This window comes from Ectobacillus sp. JY-23, assembly GCF_023022965.1.
Taxonomy (GTDB): domain Bacteria; phylum Bacillota; class Bacilli; order Bacillales; family Bacillaceae_G; genus Ectobacillus.
Genome location: NZ_CP095462.1, coordinates 387,749 through 413,880 on the forward strand (window position 1 = coordinate 387,749; position 26,132 = coordinate 413,880).

The window sequence follows — 26,132 nt, forward strand, 5'->3', positions numbered from 1 at the left end:
AGAATTAATGACAGAATTGTCAAAATAGTTTTAGCGACATACATTATATGCAATCAAGCCCTATATGTAGCACAAAATGAAGCATGTCGAAAAATGCTGAAGGAGTGTGACAGGATGGAGTTTACGCTTACTAATGAAAAACAAATGATTAAAGAGATGGTTCGTGATTTTGCAGAAAAAGAGATTGCACCAAAAGCGGTGTATTACGATCGTACAGGAGAGTTCCCTTATGAAACATTTCAAAAGATGGGAGAATTGGGCCTTTTAGGAATTCCGTTTCCAGAACAATACGGTGGCTCAGGTGGGGATACCGTATCTTACGCCCTTGCAGTTGAAGAAATTGGCCGTGCTTGCGGCGGAACAGGTTTGAGTTATGCTGCAACAATTTCTCTAGGAGCTTCGCCGATTTATTACTTTGGTACAGAGGCACAAAAGAGAACCTACTTGGTTCCGATGGCTTCCGGGAAAACGTTGGGTGCTTTTGGTCTAACAGAGCCTAATGCAGGGTCTGATGCAGGCGGAACACAAACTAAGGCAGTACTAGATGGAGATGAATACGTCATTAATGGGGAAAAGTGTTGGATTACTAACGCTGAATATGCTAAGACCATTATTGTAACCGCTGTCAATGGTGTAGATGAGAACGGAAAGAAACGAATTTCCGCCTTTATCGTACCTACAGATACAAAAGGATTAAAAATTTCAAGTCCATATGACAAGATGGGTGTTCGGGCATCTAACACATGTGAAATTATACTGGAAGATGTTCGCGTACCGAGAGAGAATATTTTAGGTGATGAAAGCAAAGGGTTTAAACAATTTTTATACACGCTGGACGGTGGTCGCATTTCTATTGCAGCTCTTGCTGTGGGTATCGCGCAGGCTGCATTTGAGCGAGCGCTCAGTTATGCAAAAGAACGCAAACAATTCGGCAAACCGATCTCTTCCTTCCAGGCCATTCAGTTTAAGTTAGCAGACATGGCAACTGAGATCGAATTGGCGCGTAATATGGTACATAAAGCAGCTTGGCTCAAAGATCAAAATAAACCGTTTGCTAAAGAAGCCGCAATGGCGAAGCTGTTTGCTTCTGAAACAGCAAGTCGCGCCGCGAATCAAGCTGTTCAAATCCACGGTGGCTATGGCTACATGAAAGAGTACGAAGTAGAGCGCTATATCCGTGATGCGAAGCTGCTTGAAATTGGAGAAGGTACTTCCGAAATTCAACGTCTTGTTATTGCGAGACAACTTGGTTGCCGATAAGGAGGAATAGCTATGTTTTCCAAAATATTAATTGCCAATCGCGGTGAGATTGCCGTTCGTATTATGAAAACATGTAAACGACTTGGCATTGAAACAGTAGCGGTGTATTCAGAAGCCGATCAAGATGCTTTGCATGTACAGATGGCAAACGAGGCTTATCTATTAGGAGCTTCTCGTGTGCAAGAAAGCTATTTGAATTTGGAAAAAATCATTGCGATTGCCAAAAAAACAAACGCAGAGGCTATTCACCCAGGATATGGTTTGTTATCTGAAAATCCAAACTTGGCAAGGCGCTGTGCAGAAGAAGGCATTGTATTTATCGGGCCTTCCGCTGATGTGATTGCTCGTATGGGTAGCAAAATTGAGTCTCGCAAGGCAATGCAAGAAGCTGGCGTACCTGTTGTACCAGGTATTACAGCTGCGATTGCCGATGTAGAAGAAGCAAAAGTCATCGCGAATACAATCGGATACCCCCTCATGTTAAAAGCCTCTGCCGGCGGTGGCGGTATCGGTATGCAGGTCATTGAAACTGAGCAAACGCTCGTTCAGGCATTTGTAAATAATCAAACGCGTGCAAAAAACTTTTTTGGTAACGGTGAAATGTACATGGAAAAGCTTATTACCAATGCGCATCACATCGAAATCCAGATCTTGGCTGATGCAGATGGGAATACGGTGTATTTATGGGAGCGTGAATGCTCTGTACAGCGTCGTAACCAAAAGGTAATCGAAGAAGCGCCTTCCCCGTTTTTACAAGAAAGTACACGTAAGCGTATGGGAGAAGTTGCGGTACAGGCTGCAAAAGCGCTTCGTTATGAAAATGCCGGTACGATTGAGTTTCTAGTAGACGAAAATCAACAATTTTATTTTTTGGAAATGAATACACGCTTACAGGTCGAGCATCCAGTAACAGAAGAAATTACAGGTCTTGATTTAGTAGAACAACAGCTCCGCATTGCGTCAGGTGAGCGTCTTCGTTATCAACAAGAGGAAATTGCGAGAAATGGTCATGCGATGGAAGCACGTATATATGCAGAAGACCCAAATACGTTTTTCCCTTCCCCAGGAAAGGTGACAGCGCTGCAATTGCCGCAACATGTTCGCATTGATCACTTTTTGCAGGATAACGTAATGATTACCCCTTTTTATGATCCTATGATTGCCAAAGTGGTTGTACATGGTGCTACGCGCCAAGAAGCGCTACAAAAACTGGATGAGGCGCTTGCCGAAACAAAAATTAAAGGTATCAAAACAAATATTCCAATGCTGCGCCGTGTACTTGCAGATGAAGTGTTTCAAAGCGGAATTTACACAACCAGCTTTGTATCGCAGCAGCTTGTGAAAAAATAAAGGTGATCGACTCAGGTGCTCGCAGCTGAGTCGATTATATTCATTTTATATTCAGGGAGGAAATGACCATGACAAAGGTATATGCATCAATGGCAGGAAACGTATGGAAAATCGTAGTGAATGTAGGAGATACAGTAGAAGAGGGACAAGATGTGGTTATTTTAGAATCTATGAAAATGGAAATTCCAATTATGGCAGAAGAATCAGGAACAATTGTGAAATTATTAGTACAAGAAGGCGATTTTGTGAATGAAGGCGATGTGTTAGCCGAATTAGAATAGGAGGCATGTCGATGAAACTCCCTGCTTCTGTTCAAATCAAAGAAGTCGGTCCACGAGATGGGCTGCAAAACGAAAAACAAATAGTAGCTACAGCGGATAAAGTACAATGGATTAATATGTTGTCTGAGACAGGATTAACATATATCGAGGTATCATCCTTTGTTCATCCTAAATGGATTCCAGCTTTATCGGATGCAACGGATGTGTTTCATCGTATACAGCGACAGTCTGATGTAATATATACTGCGCTTGTTCCGAATCAACGCGGTCTTGAGCGTGCATTAGCTGCAGAAGCGGATGAAGTCAATGTCTTTTTATCAGCAAGTGAGACGCATAGCCAAAAAAACATTAACAAGTCTATCTCTGAGGCTTTCCAGACAATCAAAGAAGTGACAACGCAAAGCCTACTGGCTGGTAAAAAGGTGCGAGGCTATGTATCTACCGTATTCGGTTGTCCTTATGAAGGACGAGTGGAATTTTCAGCGGTAGAACGCTTATGTGAAGATTTGCTTGCTTCCGGTGTATACGAAATTTCACTTGGTGATACAATTGGTGTCGCGAACCCGATGCAGGTAGAGTCTGTGTTAACTCATCTGCTGAAGCATTTCCCGGCCTCAGTCTTTGCCATGCATTTTCATAATACATATGGTATGGCACTTCCTAATATACTTACTTCCTTACAAGCTGGTATTACTGTATTTGATAGTTCCTGCGGCGGTTTAGGAGGCTGTCCATACGCACCGGGTGCATCCGGTAATGTTGCAACGAATGATGTTGTGCATATGCTGCACCAAATGGGAATTAGGACAAATATAAATGAAAATAAACTATTTGAAGCGAGTCGCTTTATTGCCGATACGTTACAAACTTCGCTTCCGAGTCAAGTGTATCAAGCAGGAAAGCCAAAAACGATAAGTAGGTGATGGTATTGCTTTTGTTGCAGTATGTACAAATGGAAATTATTGCACCTTATATTGTTCGCGTTACGCTCAATCGTCCTCAGCAAGCGAATGCACTTTCTATCGCACTGCTACAAGAGTTACAAGACGTATTGCAGCAAATTAAAGAAAGTAAGGATATTCGTGCTGTAATTGTAACAGGGGCTGGAAATAAAGCATTTTGCGCAGGAGCAGATTTAAAAGAGCGAGCTGGTATGAATGAGGTTGAAGTGCGAGAAGCAGTAGCACTCATTCGTTCTACCATTAATATGGTGGAAGAGCTGCCGCAACCTGTCGTCGCTGCGATTAACGGCGTTGCACTTGGAGGAGGCACAGAGCTCAGTCTAGCTTGTGATATACGGATTGCTTCTCATACAGCGACACTTGGACTTACGGAAACGTCTCTTGCTATCATTCCTGGTGCTGGCGGAACGCAACGCTTGCCTCGTTTAATCGGGCTGGGCCGTGCGAAGGAATTAATTTTTACAGCCCGTCGCATTTCAGCCGCCGAAGCGCTTGAGTACGGACTTGTAGAATATAGTGTATCACCTGAATCTTTAACAGAGATATGTATCAACATAGCAACCTCTATTGCGGCAAACGGTCCTATTGCTGTTCAATTGGCAAAACAAGCGATATCACAAGGGATACAAGCTGATTTACACACGGGACTTCGTATGGAACGGCAAGCATACGAGGGTGTAATTGGTACAAAAGATCGTTTAGAAGGGCTACAAGCCTTTAAAGAAAAGCGAAAACCGGAATACAGGGGGGAATGAGCATGTTGGACCAAGAACAAAAGCAACTTTCATTGGAAGAACGTGAAGAATTGATCAAAGCAGGAGGAGCACAGAAATATCACGAACAAAACAAAGCTAAAGGCAAATTGTTTGTTCGCGAACGTTTGGCTCTTTTATTTGACGATAGTTACACCGAAGACGGGCTGTATGCAAACTGCGACAGTGCTGATTTACCGGCCGACGGCGTTGTAACTGCTATTGGGAAAATCAATGGCCGTACGGTCTGTGTGATGGCCAACGATTCTACTGTAAAAGCAGGGTCTTGGGGGGCGCGCACAGTTGAAAAAATTCTCCGTATTCAAGAAACGGCAGAGAAATTACGTGTGCCACTTTTATATTTAGTGGATTCTGCCGGTGCACGCATTACAGATCAGGTAGAGATGTTTCCTGGACGCCGCGGTGCTGGTCGCATTTTCTACAACCAAGTAAAGTTATCAGGTAAAGTACCGCAAATTTGCTTGCTGTTTGGTCCATCTGCAGCGGGCGGTGCGTATATTCCGGCATTTTGCGATATCGTCATGATGGTTGATGGTAACGCTTCTATGTATTTGGGATCGCCTCGTATGGCAGAAATGGTCATTGGTGAGAAGGTGACGTTAGAAGAAATGGGTGGTGCGCGTATGCATTGCTCAGTATCCGGTTGTGGTGATGTATTATGTAAAACAGAGGAAGAAGCGCTATCGCTGGCGCGTACATATCTTTCCTACTTTCCAACGAATTATTTAGAAGCAGCACCTCATGTTACGCCGAGTGCACCAAAAGCTTTTGATAAAACACTGGAAGAAATTATTCCTAAAAATCAAAATGCGCCGTTTAATATGATGGATCTTATTTATCGCATCATTGACGAGGGCTCATTCTTTGAGATTAAAAAGTTGTTTGCGCAAGAGTTGATTACTGGTTTAGCGCGTATCAATGGGAAGCCAGTTGGGATTGTAGCCAATCAACCTCGTATGAAAGGCGGTGTATTATTTCACGATTCTGCTGATAAAGCTGCTAAGTTTATCAATCTTTGTGATGCGTATCATATCCCACTTTTGTTTCTTGCGGATGTACCAGGCTTTATGATCGGTACAAAGGTAGAACGCGCTGGTATTATTAGACATGGTGCAAAAATGATATCAGCGATGAGCGAAGCAACGGTACCAAAAATTTCAGTTATTGTCCGTAAAGCGTACGGTGCCGGCTTATATGCGATGGCAGGTCCTGCGTTTGAACCGGATTGCTGTTTGGCTCTGCCGACAGCATCTATCGCTGTTATGGGGCCTGAAGCAGCGGTCAATGCAGTGTATGCCAATAAAATCGCCGCATTACCTGAGGAAGACCGCCAAAGATTTATTGAGCAAAAACGAGAAGAATATAAAAAAGATATTGATATTTATCATTTGGCTTCCGAGATGGTCATTGACGGAATTGTACACCCAAACAAGCTTCGTCAAGAATTGTCAGAACGCTACGATGTATACGGTAGTAAATATCAAATATTTACAGACAGAAAACACCCTGTCTATCCAGTGTAAAAAAGTCCTGCATATTGCAGGACTTTTTTTTATTCTACAGCGCCTTGCTCCACAATTTTTAAGCGTACATGAACACGGATTGGAATTTTTTCATATAGCTTCTCCCATTGTGTTTCTGTGAGATGAGTTTCCTGTTTGCGATATCGATTTCCTAACCCTAGTGGATCCACATGTAGGATTTTTAATTGGCTAATTACAGCACTTGCTTCTGTCTCAAGTTGCTTTGCCATCTTTTTTTCAAGTGTTTTGATATATCGTACACCTGTTAATGGTTTACGATTTGAAAATTCCTGAATGCGCCCTTCTACGGAGATATCAATATCAATAGATGGAGGAGAATGAGTTTGCATACGATACTTATGAGACGTACGCATACTCTCTAACATCACATACTCATTGTTGCTAATTTTAAATTCATGCATCCCTTTTTCATATCCCTGTATTAATGCTTTAAACGCAAATAGTCGTTCTTTTTTAATCATACCTACATATTTATCACCTTTGAACAAAGCGAGACCAATTACTGTAACTTTATCTTTTTGTTGTCGAATTATAGGAAGATATGGATCCTTACCCATTTGAAAAAAATCAAATAAAAACGAATGGAGATTGCTCTGTGGCAATACATCATTTTTCATCATCTGCTGCAGGAGCTCTGTGACATAAATGGCTGCATTTTGGCTATTAGCGTATTTACTTTTCAATAAAGGCTCCGCATAACCATCTACGATTGCCAAGATGATTAAATTTCCAATAATGGGGTCTCTATTTAATGTATCCAAAATAGGATATATACCCTTTTGAGCGAGTTCTTTACTATATAATGCTAACTGTAGTTGACCACCCACTAGCGGTTTGGAGGCAGAGTGATTATTTTGAAAGCGAATAGCTTTGCTAGTGTGAGCCTCTGACATATACAATTCGGCAGAACTTTTGTGCGCTTCATTATAAATGGGTACAAGATTCACACCTTTGATGCGTCCATCACTTCCTACATCGTAACCGACAGCTTGAATTAAGCTCACATCATCGATGATATGCTTCTCTGCGCAGCCGCATAGCAAGGTACATACCAACAGAAATTTAGCCCGCTTCATGCTTTTGTTTTCTCCTTTTATATAGTAGATATACTCCTGTTAAGATAGGGATGTATACACCTATAAAATATAAATCAAATTGTGCTACACCATTAAAGAAAGTATTCATAGTATATCGATCATTCAGCATTTCACATACGATCATTACGACCACAAGGCTTACAAAGAGTGTGTACTTCTGTTGGATGCGAAATACCTTCTTCGCACCTCTACTTGCCATCCAAAGCGGCAATACGATATTGGATATAATAACAAACGCATACGCCGATACAGCTAAATACTCCCATCTTTGTAGAAAAGAAAAACTAATTACTTTAAACATGGAAAGCTGCGCCCATATAGTTTGTGATAGTTGCATTTCACTAAAAAATGCAAAAGTAAAGAGAGTGGAAAACAAGTACAGGATGGTTGTAAAGGTTACGCCCCACTGTGCATAGCGGTGTGACGAGGAGGCATTCTTTATAAAAGGATAAAACATAAGCAGCACCTCAAATCCGGCCAATGTATAGGCAGAGTCTTTTGCGGATTGTAATAACGCAGGGAATGAATGATTTAGCAGTGGGAGTAAGTTGTCCCAATGACTGTATTTAATCGGTAAAAAGAGACCAATTACAATAAAAAACGGAATGATAACAGATAAAAAGCAAATTTCAGCTACAGTGCGAAACCCAGCAGAAATAATATAATAGCTTAAAATTAAAAATAATAGTGCTAATACTGCTGTTTGTATCCCTGGAAACATCCATACTTGTACCACCTCGATGTATCCCCGTAATACAGACACGCAGGCCATTAAAAAGTAGAAAATAATAATGGTGTTAATAAAACCGCCTATCCACTTACCAAAAAGTTCTCTATGAATATCGGTAATATCACCTTTTGCGCAATTAAGAAGCCGATACATAATCCATATGAGGACATTAGTAGCCACCCCAGCGATAATGAGTCCAATCCAAGCATTATAACCGGCACTTTTAGCAATGATGCGCTGAAACCCAATAATACCTACTCCAACTTGACTGCTATGAATTAAAAAGAAGGCAAAGTAAGGAGAGACTTGCAAGTGAGGGGGAATTTGTTTCATATGATTCATCTCCTTTTTACCATTCATCAAAGTCAGTACGTGGTTTAAGATGTGAATAATCCTCAACTGTCGTGCGATTTGGATGAGGAGAGCTAGTTTGTGATGTGCGTTTTGTTTGCTTAAAAAAGGGCAAACGAATCCATGTATCCAAAAGGTGTTGCTTACGAAACGGGACCACTCCCGTATACGGACGACCTAAAGAGGATAAACGAAGCATATGTGTTACGATAAATAAAAAACCGATTGCAATGCCAAGCATACCCCATGCTTGCGCTAATACAAGTAAAAGAAAACGAATGAACCGAATGGTGAAACCTACTTTATATAGAGGTGATGTGAAAGCTGAAAGTGCGGAAAGTGCAACAAAAATAATCAGGATATTGCTCGATAAACCAGCTTGCACTGTCGCTTGTCCGACAACAATTCCTCCTACAACACCGAGTGACTGCCCAATTTTTACAGGTAATCTTGTACTTGCTTCCCGGAGCAATTCGATAATCACTTCTAGAAACAACGCTTCCAAAAAAGGTGGAAAGGGAACTGTAGATCGTGAAGATATTAATGTTTGTAATAAATCACGCGGAATGAGTTCATAATGAAATGTCATAATAGCTACATACAAGGGTGTTGCGAACACAGAAAAGATCAAAGCAATAAGACGCAATAACCGAAACGAAGTACCAATAATCCAAGATACATTATAGTCTTCAGTTGAAACAAAAAAATCCAGGAAGGTTGTAGGTGCCATAATCACAGAGGGGGATCCATCGACAAAGATAGCAACTTTACCAGCTCCTAGTGCGGAAGCAACACGATCCGGACGCTCAGTATTCATAAATAAAGGAAAAATAGAATGTGTATTATCCTCGAGCATCTGCTCGATATAAGAGCTATCTAATATTTGATCAAAGGTAATAGCTTGTAATTTTTGAAGAATGGTTTGCACATTAACTGGATCGGCAATCCCATCTAAATACATAACAACTACATTTGTTTTAGAAATCGTCCCTACATCAAGCCCCGTTGTTTTTAAATATGGCAAGGGTAAACGCTTTCGTACAAGCTTAATATTCGTGTCAATATCTTCAATAAATGCTTCTTGTGGACCTACAATCGTCGATTCGTTGATGGCTGTAGCAGATGTACGATATGTGTCAGAGGATACCTTCACCAGCAAAAATCGTTCATCATATTCACGCAATTGTACAGCAGCATATCCTTTTACGATAAGTAGCTGGATTTTTTCAAGGTCAGATATAATTTCCATCACTTCTAGCGGCAATAATTGCTGTAATTCTTCTAAGGATGTTACCTGTGCTTCTTTTAAATACGGCAAAAAGTCCCGTTGTGCAATGTTTCCATCAAGCATTGTCCTAAAAAAGGAAACCCACATAGCATTATCGCTTTCGTGAATGGGATAGCGAACAAAATCCGATGAATCACCGAGTGTTTTAAAAAGCTGCTGGATAGTTGTAATGTTTGTGTCTTTAGGAAATTCGCTCTGCGTTCGTTGCAATGCATGCACCTCCTGCCAATTCATACTTATTATGGAATATTTAAAAAGAATTATTCTATCCGCATGAATCAGACATGTATCTCATATATTGGTACGAGCCTGATGAGGAGGGGACAGAATGAGCTGGTTAGAAGCATTTTTACTTGGGATTATACAAGGTCTAACAGAATTTTTACCGATTAGCAGCACAGGTCATTTGTATTTAGGACGACATTTAGTCGGTCTCGATGAAGCAGGTTTGTTTTTGGATACAATGCTTCATATTGGAACATTGCTTGCTGTGTTTGTTTATTATAAGCGTGACTTTATAGATATGTTGAAAAAACCGTTCGGGAGATTAACTTGGCTATTGGTCATTGGAACAATTCCAGCAGTTATTGTAGGGCTACTATGCAAAGATTTTTTTGACGAGATTTCTAAAACAGGGATAACAATTGGTTGGGAATTTTTGGCCACTGGTGTATTTTTATATTGGGCAGAGCTGGGAAAAGGCGGCAGGAAGAAAATGAAAGATATTACATATGGAGACGCACTTTTCATTGGCTCCTTTCAAGCTTTTGCTATTTTTCCGGCGATTTCACGATCAGGTATGACCATTGTTGCCGCACTTTGGCGGAAGTTAGATCGTGAAACAGCAGCATACTTTTCTTTTTTATTATCTACACCCGCTATTGTAGGTGGTATCGTATTGCAATCAGCTGATTTATTTCAAGGAAAAGCAGAAGCCATTTCCGGTACGGCATTATTCATAGGTGCTGTATCTGCTGCATTTTTCGGATATATTGCAGTTTCTTGGATGATCCAGTACTTACGAAAACACTCCCTTAAGATATTTGCTTATTATGTATGGGGACTCGGTCTGCTCATTTTGTTCTTGCAATATACAGGATTGTTTTAAAAGCATTGTCTCCAGATGGGTAATCATGGTACTCTTGTCTTACTAAGAATGGAAAGGCGTGGTGTTATTGAAAGAGAAAACAATTAATGAAATATGGAGCTGGGTGCGCTCCATTTTACTCGCGTTGGCACTGGCTTTTTTCACAAGCGTTTTTCTTATACAGCCGTACCGCGTCGAAGGGCACTCGATGGATCCGACGCTACACGATCAAGAACGCATTATGGTGTCCAAGCTGTCACACACCTTTCGTTCAACACCTGATTACGGGGATATTGTGATTATTGATAGTCGAATTAATCGGGAACGAAGCTGGTCAGATGATGTTTCAGAGAATGCCATTTATCAGCTATTGTCTCCAGAACAGCCAGAAGGGTTTTTATATGTAAAGCGCATCATTGGAAAGCCTGGCGATGTGATTGAACTAAAGAATGAAAAAGTGTATCGAAACGGAAAGCCGCTAAAAGAAACATACATAAAAGAACCGATGATGGTTATGAATGAAGGTAAGTGGGTTGTGCCGAAATACCACGTCTTTGTGATGGGAGACAACCGTAATAATAGCCGAGATAGCCGAGAGATTGGCTTTGTTCCAATTGATCATGTTCTAGGTAAAAAAATATTTAGTGAATAAGTCCGGAGCCGTGTGGCTTCGGACCTATTTTTGGAAAAAGCATTGAGTGCACCCTATGTAAATTGTAAACTATAAGAAATAGAAAGGGGTGTAGGGATGAGGAGTTTTACACATATAGAAACGCAATTGGAAGAAAAAAAGTTTATAGATGCATCACATGAAATTGTAACGATTATTCATGACATCAAAGCAAAAAAATCTTTTTCGTATGTGAAAATGTATTTAGACGGTATTTCATGTGAAGATGATTTCTATGCGCTGATTCGTCTTTTGGATGAGTGCTATATGTATCAATATAGCGCGTTTCTTGTTCGATATGCGTATGCACGGTTTCAAACACCTAGAACGCTTAGCTGGCTTTGTGAGGAATTGTTAAGTGAAAGAAAACCACTAGATGCGGAAGAATTGTTGCTAAAGGCGCTGAATGACGCTTCAGATCAAGATAAGGGAAGGCTTCATGTTACGTTAGCGAAGTGTTTACTTGACATGTATCGGTATAATGAAGCGTTGTTACATTTGCAACGAGCAGAAGGATATGGACCGGTATCGGACGATCGATGGGGCTATTATCATATGCAGCGAGGTGACTGGGAAGAAGCAGAAGCATTCTTTTTACGCGGGACACAAGGCGGTGATCGCGCCGATGTATGCTGGTATTTTCTCGCACACCTTTATGCTGCAAAGGGAGAGCATGCGCGGTCACTGCAGCTGTTAGAGGAAGGAATTATAAAATATCCGCAAGTTCCGGCACTACAGATGGAGCGTATTCGGCGTTTACGTGAGTTAAAACAATATGACAAATTGTTGGAGGAACTGAATCACTTTGATCAGAAACTTCCCCTTCATGTATATAAAGCGTATTTCGCAGACATGAGAGCTCATGTGTATTATGAACAGCAAAAGGAATCTCATTTGATAAACCTTTTACAAACAGTCCCTTCTTTAAAAACATCACCGTATCAACGTATTGTTACAACTCCGGAAGGAAAAAACGTGAAGCTTCCTGTTACTGCTGTATTACAAAAGGATAATTATTGTGTGCCAGCTAGCATGGAGATGATGCTGCGTTTGTTTGGAGAAACGAAAAATCAAGATGAAATTGGTGCACATATATTTGACCAAAGTGGTTCGAAACTTTCTGAAGCTGTTGCTTATGGAGAATCACTAGGATTTGTGTGTCGCTATTTTACGGGTGAGGTTGCCTTATATAAACAGTTATTAGATGCGGGAATTCCCATTTTGATGACGGTTGACTTTGAACAGGCGGCTCATGTACAAGTAGTGATGGGATATGATGAGCGTTTACAAAGCTTTTATGTACACGATACAAACTCATTAGACCCATTTTTACTTACATATGAAAATTTCCGCCAGCAACATATAAATACACACTATTTATCGATTGTGTGTATACCGTGTCATCAAAAACAAATTGCGGATATATTGCCAAGCTCTGATGATTCGTATTTTAGACAACTATTTTCGATTCTCGATGATGTTGAAAAACATCCACTTACCTTTTCAGAACTCGTTTTGTTTTTAAATCGGCATCGTGACATACCATATACATGGCTATATGTATTAAAGGTATTTGGTGCTGATGATGATAAAATACTTATCGAATATTGTATAGACCGTGCTACTACAGCCTACCCGAATGTAAATTATATCAATATGCATGCTGCGCATTGTCTTGTGCGCATAGATGAAAAAGAGCGCGCTTACCATATGCTTAAGCGTGTTACGAAAAAGACCCATAGCCCCATGTATCATTTTGTTTTAGGGCGTATTCGTTTGGATGAAGAGCGTTATGAAGAAGCTGTGACTCATTTTCGTACATCGTTACAATTGGATCCAGATCAACCAGCGGCGTGGAGCTACATGGCGCTCAGTTATTTGTATCAAGAACAGCATGATAAAGCCTTGCTTTGCTCTACGATTGCGAGAGAACGGGCAGAAACCAGATTTGTACTGGTCAACCACGGTCTGGTTCTAATGGACATGGAATGTTTTCAGGAAGCGTATGATATATTTGATAAACTTGTACAAGAAGATCGCCGTGATGCTTATGTATGGTACGAAAGAGCGCGCTGTGCCAGAAACATAGGAAAGCTTCATTTAGCTGTTCGAGGATTCACGGTTGTAAAAGAATTAGAACCGATGATGCCTTATTCGTACCTACAATTATCGGAACTTTATGAACTTGAGTATGGTGATGAGGAAAAGGCTGTATCCATCCTTAAAGAAGGTATAGCGAAGAAGGAAGATCTCCTTCTATGCGAACGTCTTGCTGACTTTTATTATGAACGAAATCAATTGGAAGCGGCCGAAGACATGTATCAAGCTGCTCTCACACACAACCCCAATCATATGTTTTCTCATGTAGGTTTAGTCAATGTATATATGAGAAAAAACGCACGTAAGGGAAAGGAATATCTCTTTGCAATCTATCCGCAATTTAAAACAGAGGGTGACTTCTTACTCAATGCAGGAAAGACACTTTGGGATTATGCTACGCAAGAGGACGAAGCAGAGGAAGCATTGTCAATGATAGAGCGGGGGATGTGCTTCATTTCAACAAAAGAAGCGATAGATATGTATGTGAGTTGTATCCAAAACACATGGTATATACAAAGAGGGATACAGTTTCTTCATAAACTATTGGATAAAGAACCTGATCATATCATACTCCTTTGTTCTATAGGTGTTTTATATGAGCAGCAAACACAGTATACAAAAGCAATTGCACAGTACGAGACGGCTTTACATATAAAAGAAGACTTTCTTCCATATTATCGACTCGGAGAAACATATGAAGCGATGCATGAGTGGGAACGCGCTCGTACGTATTATGAGAAATGCTTAGCATTTGATGACGTTTCTACAGTTCATGTAAAGCTGGCAGAATTGTATCATTTAGAGGAGAATGAGGAAAGGGAATGGCACCATATGTTGCAAGCGGTAAAGCAAGATCCGCTTCGTATGAATATGGAATATTTGGCTTCTATGGCTACCACGTCCAGGAGGCATAAAGAACTACTGGACGTACTGCAAACGATGGACAATGTACCTGAAAATTGGCGAATGGACAGTTTGGCATATCTATACGGTGCAATCGGTAATGCGGCACAAGAAGAGAGTTACCTACAACAAGCGTTTGCGCTTGATGAACAACAAGCTGAAGTCATGCAGCATTACGCAATGTTTCTTGTGCAAAAGCAACACAAAAAGGCAAGTAACATTATCGCTGAACTCATAAAAACACAAGTCCATCATGAAGGTCTTTATACACCGTATCTACAAGCGATGAAGCAAGGTAAAGGCTTCTTATATGTGTCTAGTATGCTGCAGAAATTATCTCTTTCTGCGGAAGATAAAAGTTATGCGTTTATGTATGCGGCAACAGCAATGGAGCCTTTTCTTATGCAGCAACAGGAAGGAGATACATCTGGCTGGAAGAAAGCGTTGAAAAAGATTGCATCATTTACCAAACACTTACTGTCGGTAGGAACAGTGATTGATTTATATGAAACTGCATTGAAGCTATATCCTAACAATCATGATGCAGCGCAGCGGTTTGCGAACTTTTATGAGAATGCCAATCTGACCGATGACGCAGCAAACACGCTTCGGCAAGCATTACAAAAGAGTTGGAATTATGAAACGGGCTACCAGCTCGCTGCATTGCTGTTACATCATGCAAATAGTGAGGATATGCTAGAGGAAGCATTACACTTATCACAGCAGTTACTACAGGAACAGCCTGTAGATTCACTACTATGGCGCCTGCATGCGTATATATTGGCGGATTTAGATAGAGAAGAGGCAGAACACATCTTTTTACGCCTGGTGGAGCAAATTCCAACGAGTGAACATTACCTTGCACTTGCAAGGTTGTATAATGAGAACGAACGATATGAGGAAGCAGTTACATTAATAAGAAAAGGGCTAAAGCAGCATGCGGCAGACGGCCTACTGCATGTAGAAATGAGTATCGCGCAGCATCAATTAGGTTTTACGCTTGAAGCATTAAAACAAATGGATCAATTGCTCTCCGTAGATGCGGATGATCTAATGGGACGTTATCATCGTGCTCGTTATTTAGCAGCATTGCATAGGGTAGAAGAGGCAAGGGAAGAGCTTGCTAGGGTTTTGGCGGACGATGAGAGCGGTTATTTCGAATCTCTTGCCGAGCATGATCCGGAATTGCATGTCCTGTCTATACAGCAGATGTAAAACTACTTAAATTGGAAAGGACAAACACACAATTTTCATGCTAGGCTAAGGGACAGGCTCGTTTGTCCATCTGTGAACATATACAGTAATGAGACAAACCAAGGGGGTTATCAAACATGTATTATCCAAATCCTTACTGTTTACCATGTCAGCCGCGTCCGCAACAAATTTGCTGCACAACATTTTATCCAACACCAACTTATGTGCAACCAGCTATGACTATGCCAATGACACCGAATATGATGCCAAATACAAGCGTCATGGGTGCACAAGCAAATCAACCGAATATGTTGCCAACACCGCGCAAATTTTAATGAAAGAAAAAGATCCTTCATGGATCTTTTTTATTTATCAGGTAAATAAGGTGCTGAGAACCCGATAGATTATTTTTGAATTAGACGTGCTCCAAATACGTAGATAGGCGTATGATATAACGTATCCTGCATTTACCTCCCTTACAAAAGAAGGGATGATGTTTAATATGTATAGTAATAACAATGCACCACTTGTAGCAGGTGCCAATATGGCTCCTCCAACGTATGTAGCTCCGTCTTACACTGCTCCATCCATGTGTGCACCAACATATGTTGCACCAACTTACGGATATTGCGGCTATCAAAGAGGCGGCAGCGGTTTCGCAATCATCGTTGTATTGTTTATCCTACTCATCATTATTGGAGCAAGCTTCTGTCATCGTGATTGCTAAACACTTTTAAAAACCCTTGTACCAGTTACTGGGGTTTTTATTTTTCATCTTTAACATGATGAAATCTTGTTTATAGCTACTAAGAGGAAACGGAATATCATACGCCAGTAAAAAAGAGACAGACAGCTGGTCTTCAGGAAAATGATTAAAAAGGGGTGTTAGAGCACTCTATAAATCGTTGTTTTGGAATGTGAAGATACTGAGAAAGAGAAACTTAAGAGAATCAAAATTTGCTAAGTGATATTGAGGTAAGATAAAAACATCAAACAAATGAACCGAATGGTTAATCAAAAGCTAATACGAATAATCGTTACAAATCTCTTCTGTCTCAAAAATAAGAGTATTCTTCTTTTGAGAGACAGGAATATTTACAAATCAATCACTTCCTATAATTTGTATTATGTAAACTGACAAAAAAACTCAATTAGCAGAAGGCTTCCCTTCTCCAAGTTGACATAGTTTTTACTATGGTCAACACGTCGCGGCATTTGTTGACGATAATGTTTGTTGACCATAACGAGCGCTATTGTGTAGATTTCACCATGTTTCTTACAGGAGGTTTTATGTATGCGATTAACACAAGCGTTTGATGAATTCATCTTATATATCCAGATTGAGAAAAACTAATCCATACGGACGATTGACAGTTATTCACACGATTTCAAGTGTCTCATGAACTTTCTGCATACCAATGCGCGTTCTACCAATTTGACTGATATACCCCCTTCCCTGTGCAGACGATTTATACAACATTCTGTATATATGACTCTCAGTGCTGCCTATTTTTGTTATTGATTATGCCTTGCTGCACGAATTAGTGCATTAACTAAATGAAAAGGAGCAGCTACAAAAGCTGCCCCTTTTCATTTCAAGATATCGGTGATTTTGAATCTATACTCATCTGGAAGTTTATCTACTTCACGAGAAATTTGCGCCCTGAAACTTTCATTACACCTTTTTAAAAGTATTATCAGATTTGTGTGATGATTGTGTGATGGCAGACTTACCTCTTTAAAGTACTTCATTAAGAACTTATTCATATTGAATGACCGATTTATCAAATTGTTCTTAGTATAAAATGTACAAAATTTCTTGTCCGTAAATGAAGACAAAAAAATATGTGTAAATTCAATTACACATAGCATTAAATTAATATTTTGTTATCCAGATGTACAAACTTTTTGGCCCTTTATGGTTTGCTCCATCACTTAATTATTTCATTGTTTGTATTTCTTTTAAACATTCTCTACATCTCTAAAATAACGAATCGCTTTTGGTTCCTCACCGATGCTGTGCAGTCCCCACGTTTCTTCTATAAAAATCTCTGCAATTTTGCTGTATACATCCACGTATTTGCTGGCTAGCTGCAATGCAACGGCACTTTCATATAGATTTGCCATTTCTTTAGCGAGCTGTTTTGCTTCTAGTGTTTGTCTGTCATGATCTAATTGAGCGAAAATATGGAGTTTTGTTTCTAACTCCTGCAATTTACAATTCACAATTTCTTTCATTTCCTCTTCAGGCAAGTCATGCATGCGCTGTTTCATATTTTCTATAAACAATGTGTGAGCATTAAACTTGTTCACAAGTCTTATGAGTTCGAGACCTAAAATATTGGAGGTTCCTTCCCAAACGGTAAGCACCTGGGCATCACGGAGAAGTCTTGGCGTGACAAAATCTTCAATATAGCCATTACCGCCGTGCATTTCAATGGCTTCATGCGCGAAATGAATGGCTTGTTCCGCGGTTTCTTTCTTCATAAGTGCGATAAATAAGCGGTTTAAGATGCGTTCTTGTCCAGATGCTTTTTCATCTGTCACCTTTTGGTAAAGCTGAATCATATCAAAAACAGCAGCGAGCTCGACCGCGTGTTTAGCTGTTAGCTTGCTGATTGTATGCTGCACCATAGGAAACGCAAGTAAGGGTTGACCAAATGCGGTTCGTTTACTGGCATATTCTTTTGCTTCTGCAAGTGCACGCCGCATAATCCCTACCGATGCAACAGCATTGCAAATACGTGATAAATTAAGCGCTTCCAGCATATAATAAAATCCTTTGGCAGGATCACCAACAACATAGGCTTTAGCACCGTCAAATTCGACTTCCCCGGATGGAACGGCTCTTACCCCTAGCTTGTCTTTGAGACGACGAATGCGGATGCCATTTAATGACCCGTCTTCTCTACGCCATGGCACAGCAAAGAGTGTTAAGCCTTTAGATCCTGTTGATGCTCCCTCCATTCGTGCCAAAACCATCGCAACGCCGCACATACCAGCATTGGAAGCAAAGTATTTTTCTCCGTACAAGTGAAAAACCCCTTCCTTCTGCACGGCCTTTACTATATTTGCCCCAACGTCCGACCCTCCTTGTCTTTCTGTTAAAAAGGTTGCCCCTTCGTATAAAGGTAGATCTCCTGTAGCGCACACATGACCTAAAAATTGTTCCTTCACAGCATCTGATGCATAATGATCCAATAAGTAGGCTGTAGCCATCGTTAAGGTAACCGGACAGTAAAATCCGGCTTCTGCTTGTGACAGCACATAGCCAAGTGCAAAGCTATACGTATAATCTCCTTTTCGACCAAGTCTGGGGATATCCTTATGTACATAACCAACAATACCAGTTGCGTATGTTTCTGCTACGGTTTGCTTGTATCCCTCATTTACCCATACTTCTGAGATATCATATCCCATTTTGTTGTACTTCATCAACTGCGGCTGCCCTTCACGGTCGGTATACCGCGCACGTTCATCTATTTCATTTGCGACACGTGCGCCGAAACGTGTTAATACTTCATGTGTATAGGTAAACAATTCTATATCTACATATTCTTTCAAAAGCGTCTGCAAAACCGTGTCTTCCGTATAAAAATTACGAAGCTGCTGCGCTACTAATTCCGAAGCGTTCATCAAATCCCCCCTCTTTTCTACTTTCTATTCATTTGACGTGCGACATCATTTTTCCTTTTAAAGCGAGTTGGTCACACATGAATAAAAACAGCAGGAATATGCTTCCTGCTGTTTTACGTCCCGCAAAATGTTCGGTAAGGAATATTTGACGGCGGGGGTGGTGCTGTATATGTATCGTCATTTGGATGTACGTATGGATTTTGCAGCGCGTCTAAAAGATTCTTCGTCACACTGTAGTCCCCTTCTGTCGCTGCTGTCAGCGCTTCCTCTACGCGATGATTCCGCGGTATTACAGTGGGATTGCTCGCTTGCATCAATTGTTGTATCTCATCTTTTGTGTTTGGTTGCTTGTCTCGTCTAGACTGCCAGCGTTGTTGCCATTCTGTAAACGCCTCTGTGCGAAACAAAGGTGATTTGTCACAGGTATGATAGGTAAGGGCACGAAATGTGTTGGTATAATCTGCTTCATGCTCCTCCATGAGTACAAGCAAATCGCCAATAAGTTTCTTATCTTCTTTTTCCTCCTGAAACAGTCCGAGTTTTGCCCGCATCCCCGTTTGCCAATGACGTTCAAATTCGGTTGCGTACGCGGAAAGTGCATCTTGTGCAAGTTCCACGGCTCGATCCTGTTCGTGATGCAGGAGCGGTAAAAGTGTTTCAGCAAACCTTGTCAAATTCCAGCCGCCAATATAAGGCTGATTGCCATATGCATATCGACCTTCTCTATCGATAGAGCTAAACACCGTTCCGCGGTCATAGGTATCCAGGAAAGCACACGGGCCATAGTCAATGGTTTCTCCGCTAATTGTCATATTATCCGTATTCATTACCCCATGGATAAATCCAACAAGCTGCCACTTAGCAATCAATGCAGCTTGGCGATTAACAACTTCCTGCAAGAAAGAGACATAGGGATTCTCTTGCTTTGCGGATTCAGGGTAATGGCGCCAGATTGCATAATCTGCAAGCTCTTTTAATTCTTCGAGTGTACAAAAGTTTGCTGCATAAGCAAAGGTACCGACACGTAAGTGACTGGAAGCGACCCGTGCTAATACAGCACCGGGAAGAGTGGTTTCGCGAATGACAGCTTCACCTGTTGTAACGACAGCTAGACTGCGAGTCGTAGGAATACCAAGCGCATGCACTGCTTCGCTGATGATATATTCACGAAGCATTGGTCCAAGTGCAGCGCGTCCATCACCGCTGCGTGAGTATGGTGTTCTTCCCGGCCCTTTTAGCTGGATGTCAAAGCGTGCTCCTTCAGGTGTAATTTGTTCCCCTAATAAAACAGCTCGTCCGTCTCCTAACATGGTGAAATGTCCGAATTGATGACCAGCATAGGCCTGTGCAATCGGTAATGCCCCTTTTGGTAAGTCGTTTCCGGAAAAAATTGCAGCTCCCTCTTTTTGCAGCACTTCCGTATGTAAACCAAGAGAAGCAGCCAAAGGTTCATTTAATATCACAAGTGCTGGTGTGCGTACAGGAGTAGGTTTTTGTACGGTGAAAAATGTCTCTGGCAAGTTTGTATAGCTATGCTCTAGATTCCATCCCATTTCTTGATTCATAGTCCGCCTCTTTCATTCATATTGATAGGTCATTGCCTTCAGTATAACAAAATATACATTCTTTCCCTATTACTTTGCCTCTAAGAATATCTTTCCTATGTCCGCATACATTCATTATAAACGAAAGGAGTGTGCACAATGCCTTATATAAAAATTGATCGTGATGTAGAGCTGTTTTATACAGAACAAGGCACAGGAACTCCCGTTATTTTTCTTCACGGTGTGTGGATGAGCAGTCGCTTCTTCAAAAAGCAATTACCATACTTCTCTAAGCATTATCAAACCTTCCTGCTGGATTTTAGAGGTCATGGTCAATCCTCAATGACCACTAGCGGCCATACTATTGCGCAATATGCAAAGGATTTGTATACATTTATTGAAAAAAAGCAACTGAAAGAAGTTGTATTAGTAGGATGGTCAATGGGTGCTTTCGTTGTATGGGAATACTTAAAACAATTCGGCGAGGAAAATATAAAAGGTACTGTTATTGTAGATGAAATGGCATCAGATTTTAAATGGCCTGACTTCCCTCTAGGTGCGTTCGATATGGCAACACTTATTCATTTTATGAGAGGTATCCAAACAGACCGGGAGGCATTATTAAGAGGATTCTTACCGCTTATGTTTAAACGTGAGGTGGATGAAGCAGATTTGACTTGGATGCTCAAGGAAACAATGGCTATGCCAGAAAACATCGCCAGCGCCATTTTATTTGATCAATCTGTTGTCGACTATCGCAATGACTTCCAAGATTTCCAAAGCAAAACCCTACTTTGTTTCGGACGCGAGGAAAAATTAATTCCAGTTGCTGCTGGAGAACAAATTCGTGACGCACTGGCGAACGTCGAACTAGAGATTTTTAATGAAAGTTGTCACTGCCCCTTCTTAGAGGAACCGGCATTATTTAACACAAAGCTAGATACATTTATACGTAGCTTGTGAATGATAAGAAAGAAAGCTGTTATAGGCTTTCTTTTTATTTTTCTATAAATCACTTTGATTTTATCGTATGATTATATGAGAAAACTGTTTGGAGGAATACATGCCTACAAATCGAAAACAAAAGAAAATAGACGATACCTATACGTGGAGAGATTTTATCTGGAATGTATTCGCGTGTGTTCCAGAATTATTGTTATATGCATTCCGTCTATTGCGGTATGTGATACACGGGATTATTAAACTTTTTACATTTGCTAATTAAATGATTGTTACGACACAAAAAAGCACCTATTAAGGTGCTTTTTTGTGTGTAGTAGATAAAATTAGTATCTTCTTCCTCTAGATCTTTTGTATTTATAGTCGTAGCGTCTATCTTCTTTTTCATTTTTGTAACTTTTCTTTGTGTCTTCATTTTTGCTTTTTGTTGTTTTATCTTCTTGTTCTTTGTTACCATCTTTATCTTGCTTTGTTTGATCATCCTGCTCTTTGTTTTCACCTTGCTCTTGCTTGTTTTTATGATCCACTTTTACACTTTGAATATGAAACATCGGAACAAAGATGGTCTCGCCCTTAGATTCAAGAATTAATGTGTTTCCTGATCTTCCTTGCAAAGTTCCTTTCAGTTTACGATTGATTTGGATAGGGTGTCCTTTCATGCTATCCAATAGCGTTGCAAAGCTTAAACCCCTAAATAATTGATCAGAACAAGTAGATTTTTGTTCGTTTTTGCTTTCTTCTTTTTGGTTTTCTTCTTTTTGGTTTTCTTTATTTTCATTCTCTTCAGCATTGTCTACTTCATTAAACATACTCATGCTTTTGATATGATGCATGGAATAATAATAGATACCTTCTTTAGATTCTAGTGCACAGTAATCACGTTTGACAGCACGTAATGTTCCTTTGCTTTTTTCAGGACCGGCAAAATTGATTTGCACTTCAGACCCCACTAATCGTTTCATTTCCTTCATATTTTGTAGTTTTTCCAAAATAAAACCCTCCCATAAAATTTATAGCATGTATCGCTATTGCATGATATGTATGGAGTGTGGACAATGTATGAGACACTTGACCAATTTAGAAAAAAAACTGAACACAAAAAAGTCTTCTATAGAAAAAAAGCCTTCGTATGAAGGCTTTTTACATATGATTCATTTCTTCAAGGATGGCCAGTAAGTATTCCCAGGTACGGATTGTAGATGGGATGTCGAGATGCTCATTTGGTGTATGCACATCATACATATCAGGTCCTAATGAAATGGCATCAAGACCGGACATTTTTTCTGTAAAAATACCGCATTCGATACCTGCATGAATCGCAATAATTTCGGCTTCTTTGCCGTATTTCGCTTGATATACCTTTTTACATAGTTCGCGGATGGGGGAATCTGGATTGTACCCCCATTCTGGATAGTCGCCTTTCGTTTCTAGCGTACCGCCCAGTAGTTCGGCAATGACCTTTATTTGCTGAAGTGTTTGCTCTTTTAAACTTTTTACAGAACTGCGAATTTCATTTTGCATACTTACTTCTGTATCAGATGTTGTGATAACCCCTAGGTTTGTGGAGGAAACAACTAATTCATCAATATCCAAACTCATACTTTGAACGCCATTTGGTGTTAGCATAATGGCTTGTACGACCGCTTTTGTTGTTTCTTTTGAGAATACGCGCTCTGCTTTTGTTTTCTCAAGCTTTACATATATACCTGGGTCTGAAGCACGCAATTCATTTTGGAACACCGTGTGCCATTCATCGACTTTTTTTGTTAGAACTGCTACGTCTTGTTTTTCTACGACCACAACAGCTTCAGCTTCTCTTGGGATGGCATTTGATTTTAATCCACCATTGATTTCGCCTAATGTATAAGAAACTGAATGCGACAAATCATGTAAAATACGACCTAGCAACTTATTAGCATTGCCGCGTTCCTTATTGATTTCCATACCGGAGTGGCCGCCGCGCAAACCGCCGATAATGATACGGTATGCTTCTGCATACGGTGAATGTTCCCAAACAATCGGAAGGTTCAATTTTCCTTTTACACCGCCAGCGCTGCTGACAAGAAGCTTACCTTCTTCTTCTGTGTCCAAATTGATGAAAATCTTCCCCGTAAAATGGCTTGGCTCTACCGCGATAGCGCCGCCCATCGTCGTTTCTTCTTCTGTCGTAATGATAACCTCAAGTGCTGGATGAGGGATATCCTTCGCATCTAAAAGCGCTAGAGCATATGCGACCGCAATCCCGTTATCCGCCCCAAGAGTAGTACCATTCGCATAGAGCATATCACCATCAATACGCCAAGAAATGGGATCGCTCTTAAAGTTATGTACAGTTCCTTTGTTTAGCTCGCATACCATATCCATATGACCTTGCAAAATAACCGTAGGTGCATGTTCATACCCTGGTGTGGCTGCTTTTTTTATGATAACGTTTAATGCGTCATCTTGTACGACAGTGAGACCACGTTCATTGGCAAATGCAACTAAATAATCACTAACTTGCTTTTCATTTCCGGATTCGCGCGGAATATCAGAGATTTCTTTAAAAAATGCAAATACGGCATGTTGTGTTAATTCTTCTAATTGAAACATATGTACCATCCTTCCTTGTTTTGCTCTCTCCATTATAGCGTTTGGATAGCAAATGCAAAACGCCTTTCTATAAGTAAGAAAGGCGTTTTGTAAAGAATTACTCTCCTAAATCTACATTGTGGTATACTTGTTGTACATCTTCTAAATCTTCTAATGCATCAATTAACTTCTCAAATTGTGCTTGCGCATCTGAAGGAAGTTCAACCTCATTTTGTGGCAGCATAGTTAGTTCTGCCACTGTAAATTCTGTGATGCCCGCTTCTTTAAACGCGTTTTGGACGGCATGAAATTGATCTGGCTCTGCATACACGATAACAGCCTCATCTTCTTCTAACACATCACGTACATCTACATCTGCTTCCATTAAGAGCTCAAGTACCTCATCAGCAGACTTTCCTTCCATACCAATAACCGCAGTCGCATCGAACATATACGTTACAGATCCGCTCACACCCATGTTACCACCGTTTTTATTGAAAGCAGAACGAACTTCAGCCGCTGTGCGGTTTACATTGTTTGTTAATGTATCAACAATTACCATAGCGCCGCTTGGTCCGAAGCCTTCATAACGAAGTTCATCATAATTCTCTTCCGAACCACCTTTTGCTTTTTCAATCGCGCGATCGATGATTGCTTTTGGTACACTGTATGTTTTAGCACGCTCTAATACTACTTTCAAAGCTTGGTTAGACTCTGGATCTGGCTCCCCTTGCTTTGCCGCCACATACACTTCACGTCCAAATTTAGCATAAACACGAGCTGTGTTTGCATCCTTTGATGCTTTCTTTTCCTTGATATTGTTCCACTTACGACCCATACTGAACACTCGCTTTCAACATTATATATACACAAAATTATAATAGTATAAAATAAGCGTACGATTCAACATTTATTCGCTTACTATCTTCTATTATAGCGCAATGTAACGGGAATTTGCGAGTTTCATAGATGGAAACCGCCTCTTTTGTATAAGCAAAGTCGTATAGGATATGCTACATCATGAGGTGAAGGAAATGAAAGAGTCACTATTAGAGATCGTGCCGTCTGCAGTAAAAATACTGCTGCAACAAAAATACGGAGATAAGCGTCTATTGGATGCAATCGTAACGGAAGCTACTTCTTATGAGTTTCAGCCAGAAGAGATTGTACCGTGCATTATGGCAGCATATTACGCGTATCAATCAGCTGATTATCCCCCAGATACAGAGGAAGAGCAGAAAATGCTAGTGTTTTATACAGCTATACGTGCCGCATTAAAGCTACTTTCATATGGTAAGTATAAAGCAGTACGTACCAAGGAGGGGTGGATGCGTTATTCATAAAAAACACCATAACAAAAACGCGCCGGAGTAGGCGCGTTTTTGTTAAATACGATTATAGTCAGCTTTCCACTGTTCAATCGCTTTTTTGATGTCATCAGGCTTCATTCCTTCGGCTGCCGCCTTCTCGCACAATGCGGGAAGCTCGCTGTCGGACGCAAATCGTAACGCGACAATTTGCCCCATTGTAAGTGATGGATTTGGCAGCTTTCCGGTTAAAACATAATGGCGTAAGCTTTCTTCTGCACGAATCGCACGATCTTGGGCTTTTAAGGCATACAAACGTACCAACGCCATCGTGATTAAGAGTGCCGCTGCCAAAAGAACTAAAGTAGTAGCTGTAAGCACTTGCTCATCACTATTTATTGCGCGAAACAAATTAACAATAGCAGTGACCAATGCCCCTAACACTAATACAGATAATACATAATGATAAAGCGGATGCATGCGTGTATGATTTTGATAATTTTGTTCCTTCATCACTTTTCCCC

Annotated in this window: 23 protein-coding genes; 14 read left to right on the forward strand and 9 right to left on the reverse strand. The window is 40.5% G+C overall.

Annotated features, from left to right (window positions below; all coding sequences use genetic code 11):
• Positions 1 to 114 precede the first annotated feature (114 nt).
• The 6 genes from MUG87_RS02115 (at position 115) to MUG87_RS02140 (ending at position 6,149) form a co-directional block, all read left to right on the forward strand.
• Entirely contained in the window at positions 115 to 1,260 is a 1,146-nt protein-coding gene (locus MUG87_RS02115; RefSeq protein ID WP_247085087.1) for an acyl-CoA dehydrogenase, read from the forward strand.
• Positions 1,261 to 1,272: 12 nt separating this feature from the next.
• Complete coding sequence (locus MUG87_RS02120; RefSeq protein ID WP_247085089.1) at positions 1,273 to 2,610, forward strand: acetyl-CoA carboxylase biotin carboxylase subunit; 1,338 nt, start codon at positions 1,273 to 1,275, stop codon at positions 2,608 to 2,610.
• Between the two features lie 68 nt (positions 2,611 to 2,678).
• Positions 2,679 to 2,891 carry an acetyl-CoA carboxylase biotin carboxyl carrier protein subunit gene (locus MUG87_RS02125; RefSeq protein WP_247085091.1) on the forward strand — a complete coding sequence of 71 codons (213 nt, stop codon included), beginning with the start codon at positions 2,679 to 2,681 and terminating at the stop codon, positions 2,889 to 2,891.
• Positions 2,892 to 2,902: 11 nt separating this feature from the next.
• Positions 2,903 to 3,814 carry a hydroxymethylglutaryl-CoA lyase gene (locus tag MUG87_RS02130; RefSeq protein WP_247085093.1) on the forward strand — a complete coding sequence of 304 codons (912 nt, stop codon included), beginning with the start codon at positions 2,903 to 2,905 and terminating at the stop codon, positions 3,812 to 3,814.
• Positions 3,815 to 3,819: 5 nt separating this feature from the next.
• A complete protein-coding gene (locus MUG87_RS02135; RefSeq protein WP_247085095.1) occupies positions 3,820 to 4,608 on the forward strand; it encodes an enoyl-CoA hydratase in 789 nt (262 codons plus the stop codon).
• 2 nt (positions 4,609 to 4,610) lie between these two features.
• Positions 4,611 to 6,149 (forward strand): acyl-CoA carboxylase subunit beta, encoded by a 1,539-nt coding sequence (locus MUG87_RS02140; RefSeq protein ID WP_247085097.1) that lies wholly within the window; start codon positions 4,611 to 4,613, stop codon positions 6,147 to 6,149.
• A 29-nt stretch (positions 6,150 to 6,178) separates the two neighbouring features.
• Here MUG87_RS02140 and MUG87_RS02145 read toward each other — a convergent pair whose 3' ends face one another.
• The 3 genes from MUG87_RS02145 to MUG87_RS02155 are packed head-to-tail and all read right to left on the reverse strand — an operon-like array spanning position 6,179 to position 9,846.
• Complete coding sequence (locus tag MUG87_RS02145) at positions 6,179 to 7,246, reverse strand: Ger(x)C family spore germination protein (protein ID WP_247085099.1); 1,068 nt, start codon at positions 7,244 to 7,246, stop codon at positions 6,179 to 6,181.
• Positions 7,233 to 8,330, reverse strand: a complete 1,098-nt coding sequence (locus MUG87_RS02150; protein WP_247085101.1) for a GerAB/ArcD/ProY family transporter — start codon at positions 8,328 to 8,330, stop codon at positions 7,233 to 7,235. Before MUG87_RS02150 ends, MUG87_RS02145 begins: the two co-directional genes overlap by 14 nt.
• 16 nt (positions 8,331 to 8,346) lie before the next feature.
• The gene (locus MUG87_RS02155) at positions 8,347 to 9,846 is read right to left on the reverse strand and encodes a spore germination protein (RefSeq protein WP_247085103.1); all 1,500 of its coding nucleotides are present in this window, start codon (positions 9,844 to 9,846) and stop codon (positions 8,347 to 8,349) included.
• A gap of 118 nt (positions 9,847 to 9,964) precedes the next feature.
• On the opposite strand from MUG87_RS02155, the gene MUG87_RS02160 reads away from it, so the two are divergent.
• The 5 genes from MUG87_RS02160 to MUG87_RS02180 all read left to right on the forward strand — a co-directional run bounded on the left by MUG87_RS02160 (position 9,965) and on the right by MUG87_RS02180 (position 16,317).
• Positions 9,965 to 10,744, forward strand: coding sequence for an undecaprenyl-diphosphate phosphatase (locus MUG87_RS02160; RefSeq protein ID WP_247085105.1), 780 nt, complete (start codon positions 9,965 to 9,967; stop codon positions 10,742 to 10,744).
• A gap of 82 nt (positions 10,745 to 10,826) precedes the next feature.
• Complete coding sequence (gene lepB / locus MUG87_RS02165; protein WP_247087451.1) at positions 10,827 to 11,375, forward strand: signal peptidase I; 549 nt, start codon at positions 10,827 to 10,829, stop codon at positions 11,373 to 11,375.
• A 96-nt stretch (positions 11,376 to 11,471) separates the two neighbouring features.
• The gene (locus MUG87_RS02170) at positions 11,472 to 15,611 is read left to right on the forward strand and encodes a tetratricopeptide repeat protein (protein WP_247085107.1); all 4,140 of its coding nucleotides are present in this window, start codon (positions 11,472 to 11,474) and stop codon (positions 15,609 to 15,611) included.
• 116 nt (positions 15,612 to 15,727) lie between these two features.
• Positions 15,728 to 15,925: a hypothetical protein gene (locus MUG87_RS02175; RefSeq protein WP_247085109.1), complete on the forward strand. Its 198-nt coding sequence runs from the start codon at positions 15,728 to 15,730 to the stop codon at positions 15,923 to 15,925.
• A 254-nt stretch (positions 15,926 to 16,179) separates the two neighbouring features.
• Positions 16,180 to 16,317, forward strand: a complete 138-nt coding sequence (locus MUG87_RS02180; protein ID WP_124564697.1) for a YjcZ family sporulation protein — start codon at positions 16,180 to 16,182, stop codon at positions 16,315 to 16,317.
• A 1,235-nt stretch (positions 16,318 to 17,552) separates the two neighbouring features.
• On the opposite strand, the gene MUG87_RS02185 is transcribed toward MUG87_RS02180, so the two are convergent.
• Entirely contained in the window at positions 17,553 to 19,226 is a 1,674-nt protein-coding gene (locus MUG87_RS02185) for an acyl-CoA dehydrogenase family protein (RefSeq protein ID WP_247085111.1), read from the reverse strand.
• Positions 19,227 to 19,339: 113 nt separating this feature from the next.
• The gene (locus tag MUG87_RS02190) at positions 19,340 to 20,791 is read right to left on the reverse strand and encodes a protein adenylyltransferase SelO (RefSeq protein ID WP_247085113.1); all 1,452 of its coding nucleotides are present in this window, start codon (positions 20,789 to 20,791) and stop codon (positions 19,340 to 19,342) included.
• Between the two features lie 138 nt (positions 20,792 to 20,929).
• On the opposite strand from MUG87_RS02190, the gene MUG87_RS02195 reads away from it, so the two are divergent.
• Positions 20,930 to 21,733, forward strand: a complete 804-nt coding sequence (locus MUG87_RS02195) for an alpha/beta fold hydrolase (RefSeq protein WP_247085115.1) — start codon at positions 20,930 to 20,932, stop codon at positions 21,731 to 21,733.
• 100 nt (positions 21,734 to 21,833) lie between these two features.
• A complete protein-coding gene (locus MUG87_RS02200) occupies positions 21,834 to 21,995 on the forward strand; it encodes a hypothetical protein (RefSeq protein WP_247085117.1) in 162 nt (53 codons plus the stop codon).
• A 61-nt stretch (positions 21,996 to 22,056) separates the two neighbouring features.
• Here MUG87_RS02200 and MUG87_RS02205 read toward each other — a convergent pair whose 3' ends face one another.
• From MUG87_RS02205 to MUG87_RS02215, 3 genes are all read right to left on the reverse strand, one after another.
• Entirely contained in the window at positions 22,057 to 22,719 is a 663-nt protein-coding gene (locus MUG87_RS02205; RefSeq protein ID WP_247085119.1) for a hypothetical protein, read from the reverse strand.
• Positions 22,720 to 22,870: 151 nt separating this feature from the next.
• Positions 22,871 to 24,322, reverse strand: a complete 1,452-nt coding sequence (locus tag MUG87_RS02210; protein WP_247085121.1) for an aminoacyl-histidine dipeptidase — start codon at positions 24,320 to 24,322, stop codon at positions 22,871 to 22,873.
• A gap of 97 nt (positions 24,323 to 24,419) precedes the next feature.
• Complete coding sequence (locus tag MUG87_RS02215; protein WP_247085123.1) at positions 24,420 to 25,139, reverse strand: YebC/PmpR family DNA-binding transcriptional regulator; 720 nt, start codon at positions 25,137 to 25,139, stop codon at positions 24,420 to 24,422.
• A gap of 196 nt (positions 25,140 to 25,335) precedes the next feature.
• On the opposite strand from MUG87_RS02215, the gene MUG87_RS02220 reads away from it, so the two are divergent.
• Positions 25,336 to 25,644 (forward strand): hypothetical protein, encoded by a 309-nt coding sequence (locus tag MUG87_RS02220; RefSeq protein ID WP_247085125.1) that lies wholly within the window; start codon positions 25,336 to 25,338, stop codon positions 25,642 to 25,644.
• 42 nt (positions 25,645 to 25,686) lie between these two features.
• Here MUG87_RS02220 and MUG87_RS02225 read toward each other — a convergent pair whose 3' ends face one another.
• Entirely contained in the window at positions 25,687 to 26,121 is a 435-nt protein-coding gene (locus MUG87_RS02225) for a DUF6526 family protein (RefSeq protein ID WP_247085127.1), read from the reverse strand.
• Positions 26,122 to 26,132: the final 11 nt, after the last annotated feature.

What these genes read in the sequence shown, in the direction of transcription:
- MUG87_RS02115 (WP_247085087.1), top strand. Translation starts at nt 115, where the DNA reads ATGGAGTTTACGCTTACTAATGAAAAACAAATGATTAAAGAGATGGTT.
- MUG87_RS02120 (WP_247085089.1), top strand. Translation starts at nt 1,273, where the DNA reads ATGTTTTCCAAAATATTAATTGCCAATCGCGGTGAGATTGCCGTTCGT.
- MUG87_RS02125 (WP_247085091.1), top strand. Translation starts at nt 2,679, where the DNA reads ATGACAAAGGTATATGCATCAATGGCAGGAAACGTATGGAAAATCGTA.
- MUG87_RS02130 (WP_247085093.1), top strand. Translation starts at nt 2,903, where the DNA reads ATGAAACTCCCTGCTTCTGTTCAAATCAAAGAAGTCGGTCCACGAGAT.
- MUG87_RS02140 (WP_247085097.1), top strand. Translation starts at nt 4,611, where the DNA reads ATGTTGGACCAAGAACAAAAGCAACTTTCATTGGAAGAACGTGAAGAA.
- MUG87_RS02145 (WP_247085099.1), bottom strand. Translation starts at nt 7,246, where the DNA reads ATGAAGCGGGCTAAATTTCTGTTGGTATGTACCTTGCTATGCGGCTGC.
- MUG87_RS02150 (WP_247085101.1), bottom strand. Translation starts at nt 8,330, where the DNA reads ATGAAACAAATTCCCCCTCACTTGCAAGTCTCTCCTTACTTTGCCTTC.
- MUG87_RS02160 (WP_247085105.1), top strand. Translation starts at nt 9,965, where the DNA reads ATGAGCTGGTTAGAAGCATTTTTACTTGGGATTATACAAGGTCTAACA.
- MUG87_RS02170 (WP_247085107.1), top strand. Translation starts at nt 11,472, where the DNA reads ATGAGGAGTTTTACACATATAGAAACGCAATTGGAAGAAAAAAAGTTT.
- MUG87_RS02175 (WP_247085109.1), top strand. Translation starts at nt 15,728, where the DNA reads ATGTATTATCCAAATCCTTACTGTTTACCATGTCAGCCGCGTCCGCAA.
- MUG87_RS02180 (WP_124564697.1), top strand. Translation starts at nt 16,180, where the DNA reads ATGTGTGCACCAACATATGTTGCACCAACTTACGGATATTGCGGCTAT.
- MUG87_RS02185 (WP_247085111.1), bottom strand. Translation starts at nt 19,226, where the DNA reads ATGAACGCTTCGGAATTAGTAGCGCAGCAGCTTCGTAATTTTTATACG.
- MUG87_RS02190 (WP_247085113.1), bottom strand. Translation starts at nt 20,791, where the DNA reads ATGAATCAAGAAATGGGATGGAATCTAGAGCATAGCTATACAAACTTG.
- MUG87_RS02195 (WP_247085115.1), top strand. Translation starts at nt 20,930, where the DNA reads ATGCCTTATATAAAAATTGATCGTGATGTAGAGCTGTTTTATACAGAA.
- MUG87_RS02200 (WP_247085117.1), top strand. Translation starts at nt 21,834, where the DNA reads ATGCCTACAAATCGAAAACAAAAGAAAATAGACGATACCTATACGTGG.
- MUG87_RS02210 (WP_247085121.1), bottom strand. Translation starts at nt 24,322, where the DNA reads ATGTTTCAATTAGAAGAATTAACACAACATGCCGTATTTGCATTTTTT.
- MUG87_RS02215 (WP_247085123.1), bottom strand. Translation starts at nt 25,139, where the DNA reads ATGGGTCGTAAGTGGAACAATATCAAGGAAAAGAAAGCATCAAAGGAT.
- MUG87_RS02220 (WP_247085125.1), top strand. Translation starts at nt 25,336, where the DNA reads ATGAAAGAGTCACTATTAGAGATCGTGCCGTCTGCAGTAAAAATACTG.
- MUG87_RS02225 (WP_247085127.1), bottom strand. Translation starts at nt 26,121, where the DNA reads ATGAAGGAACAAAATTATCAAAATCATACACGCATGCATCCGCTTTAT.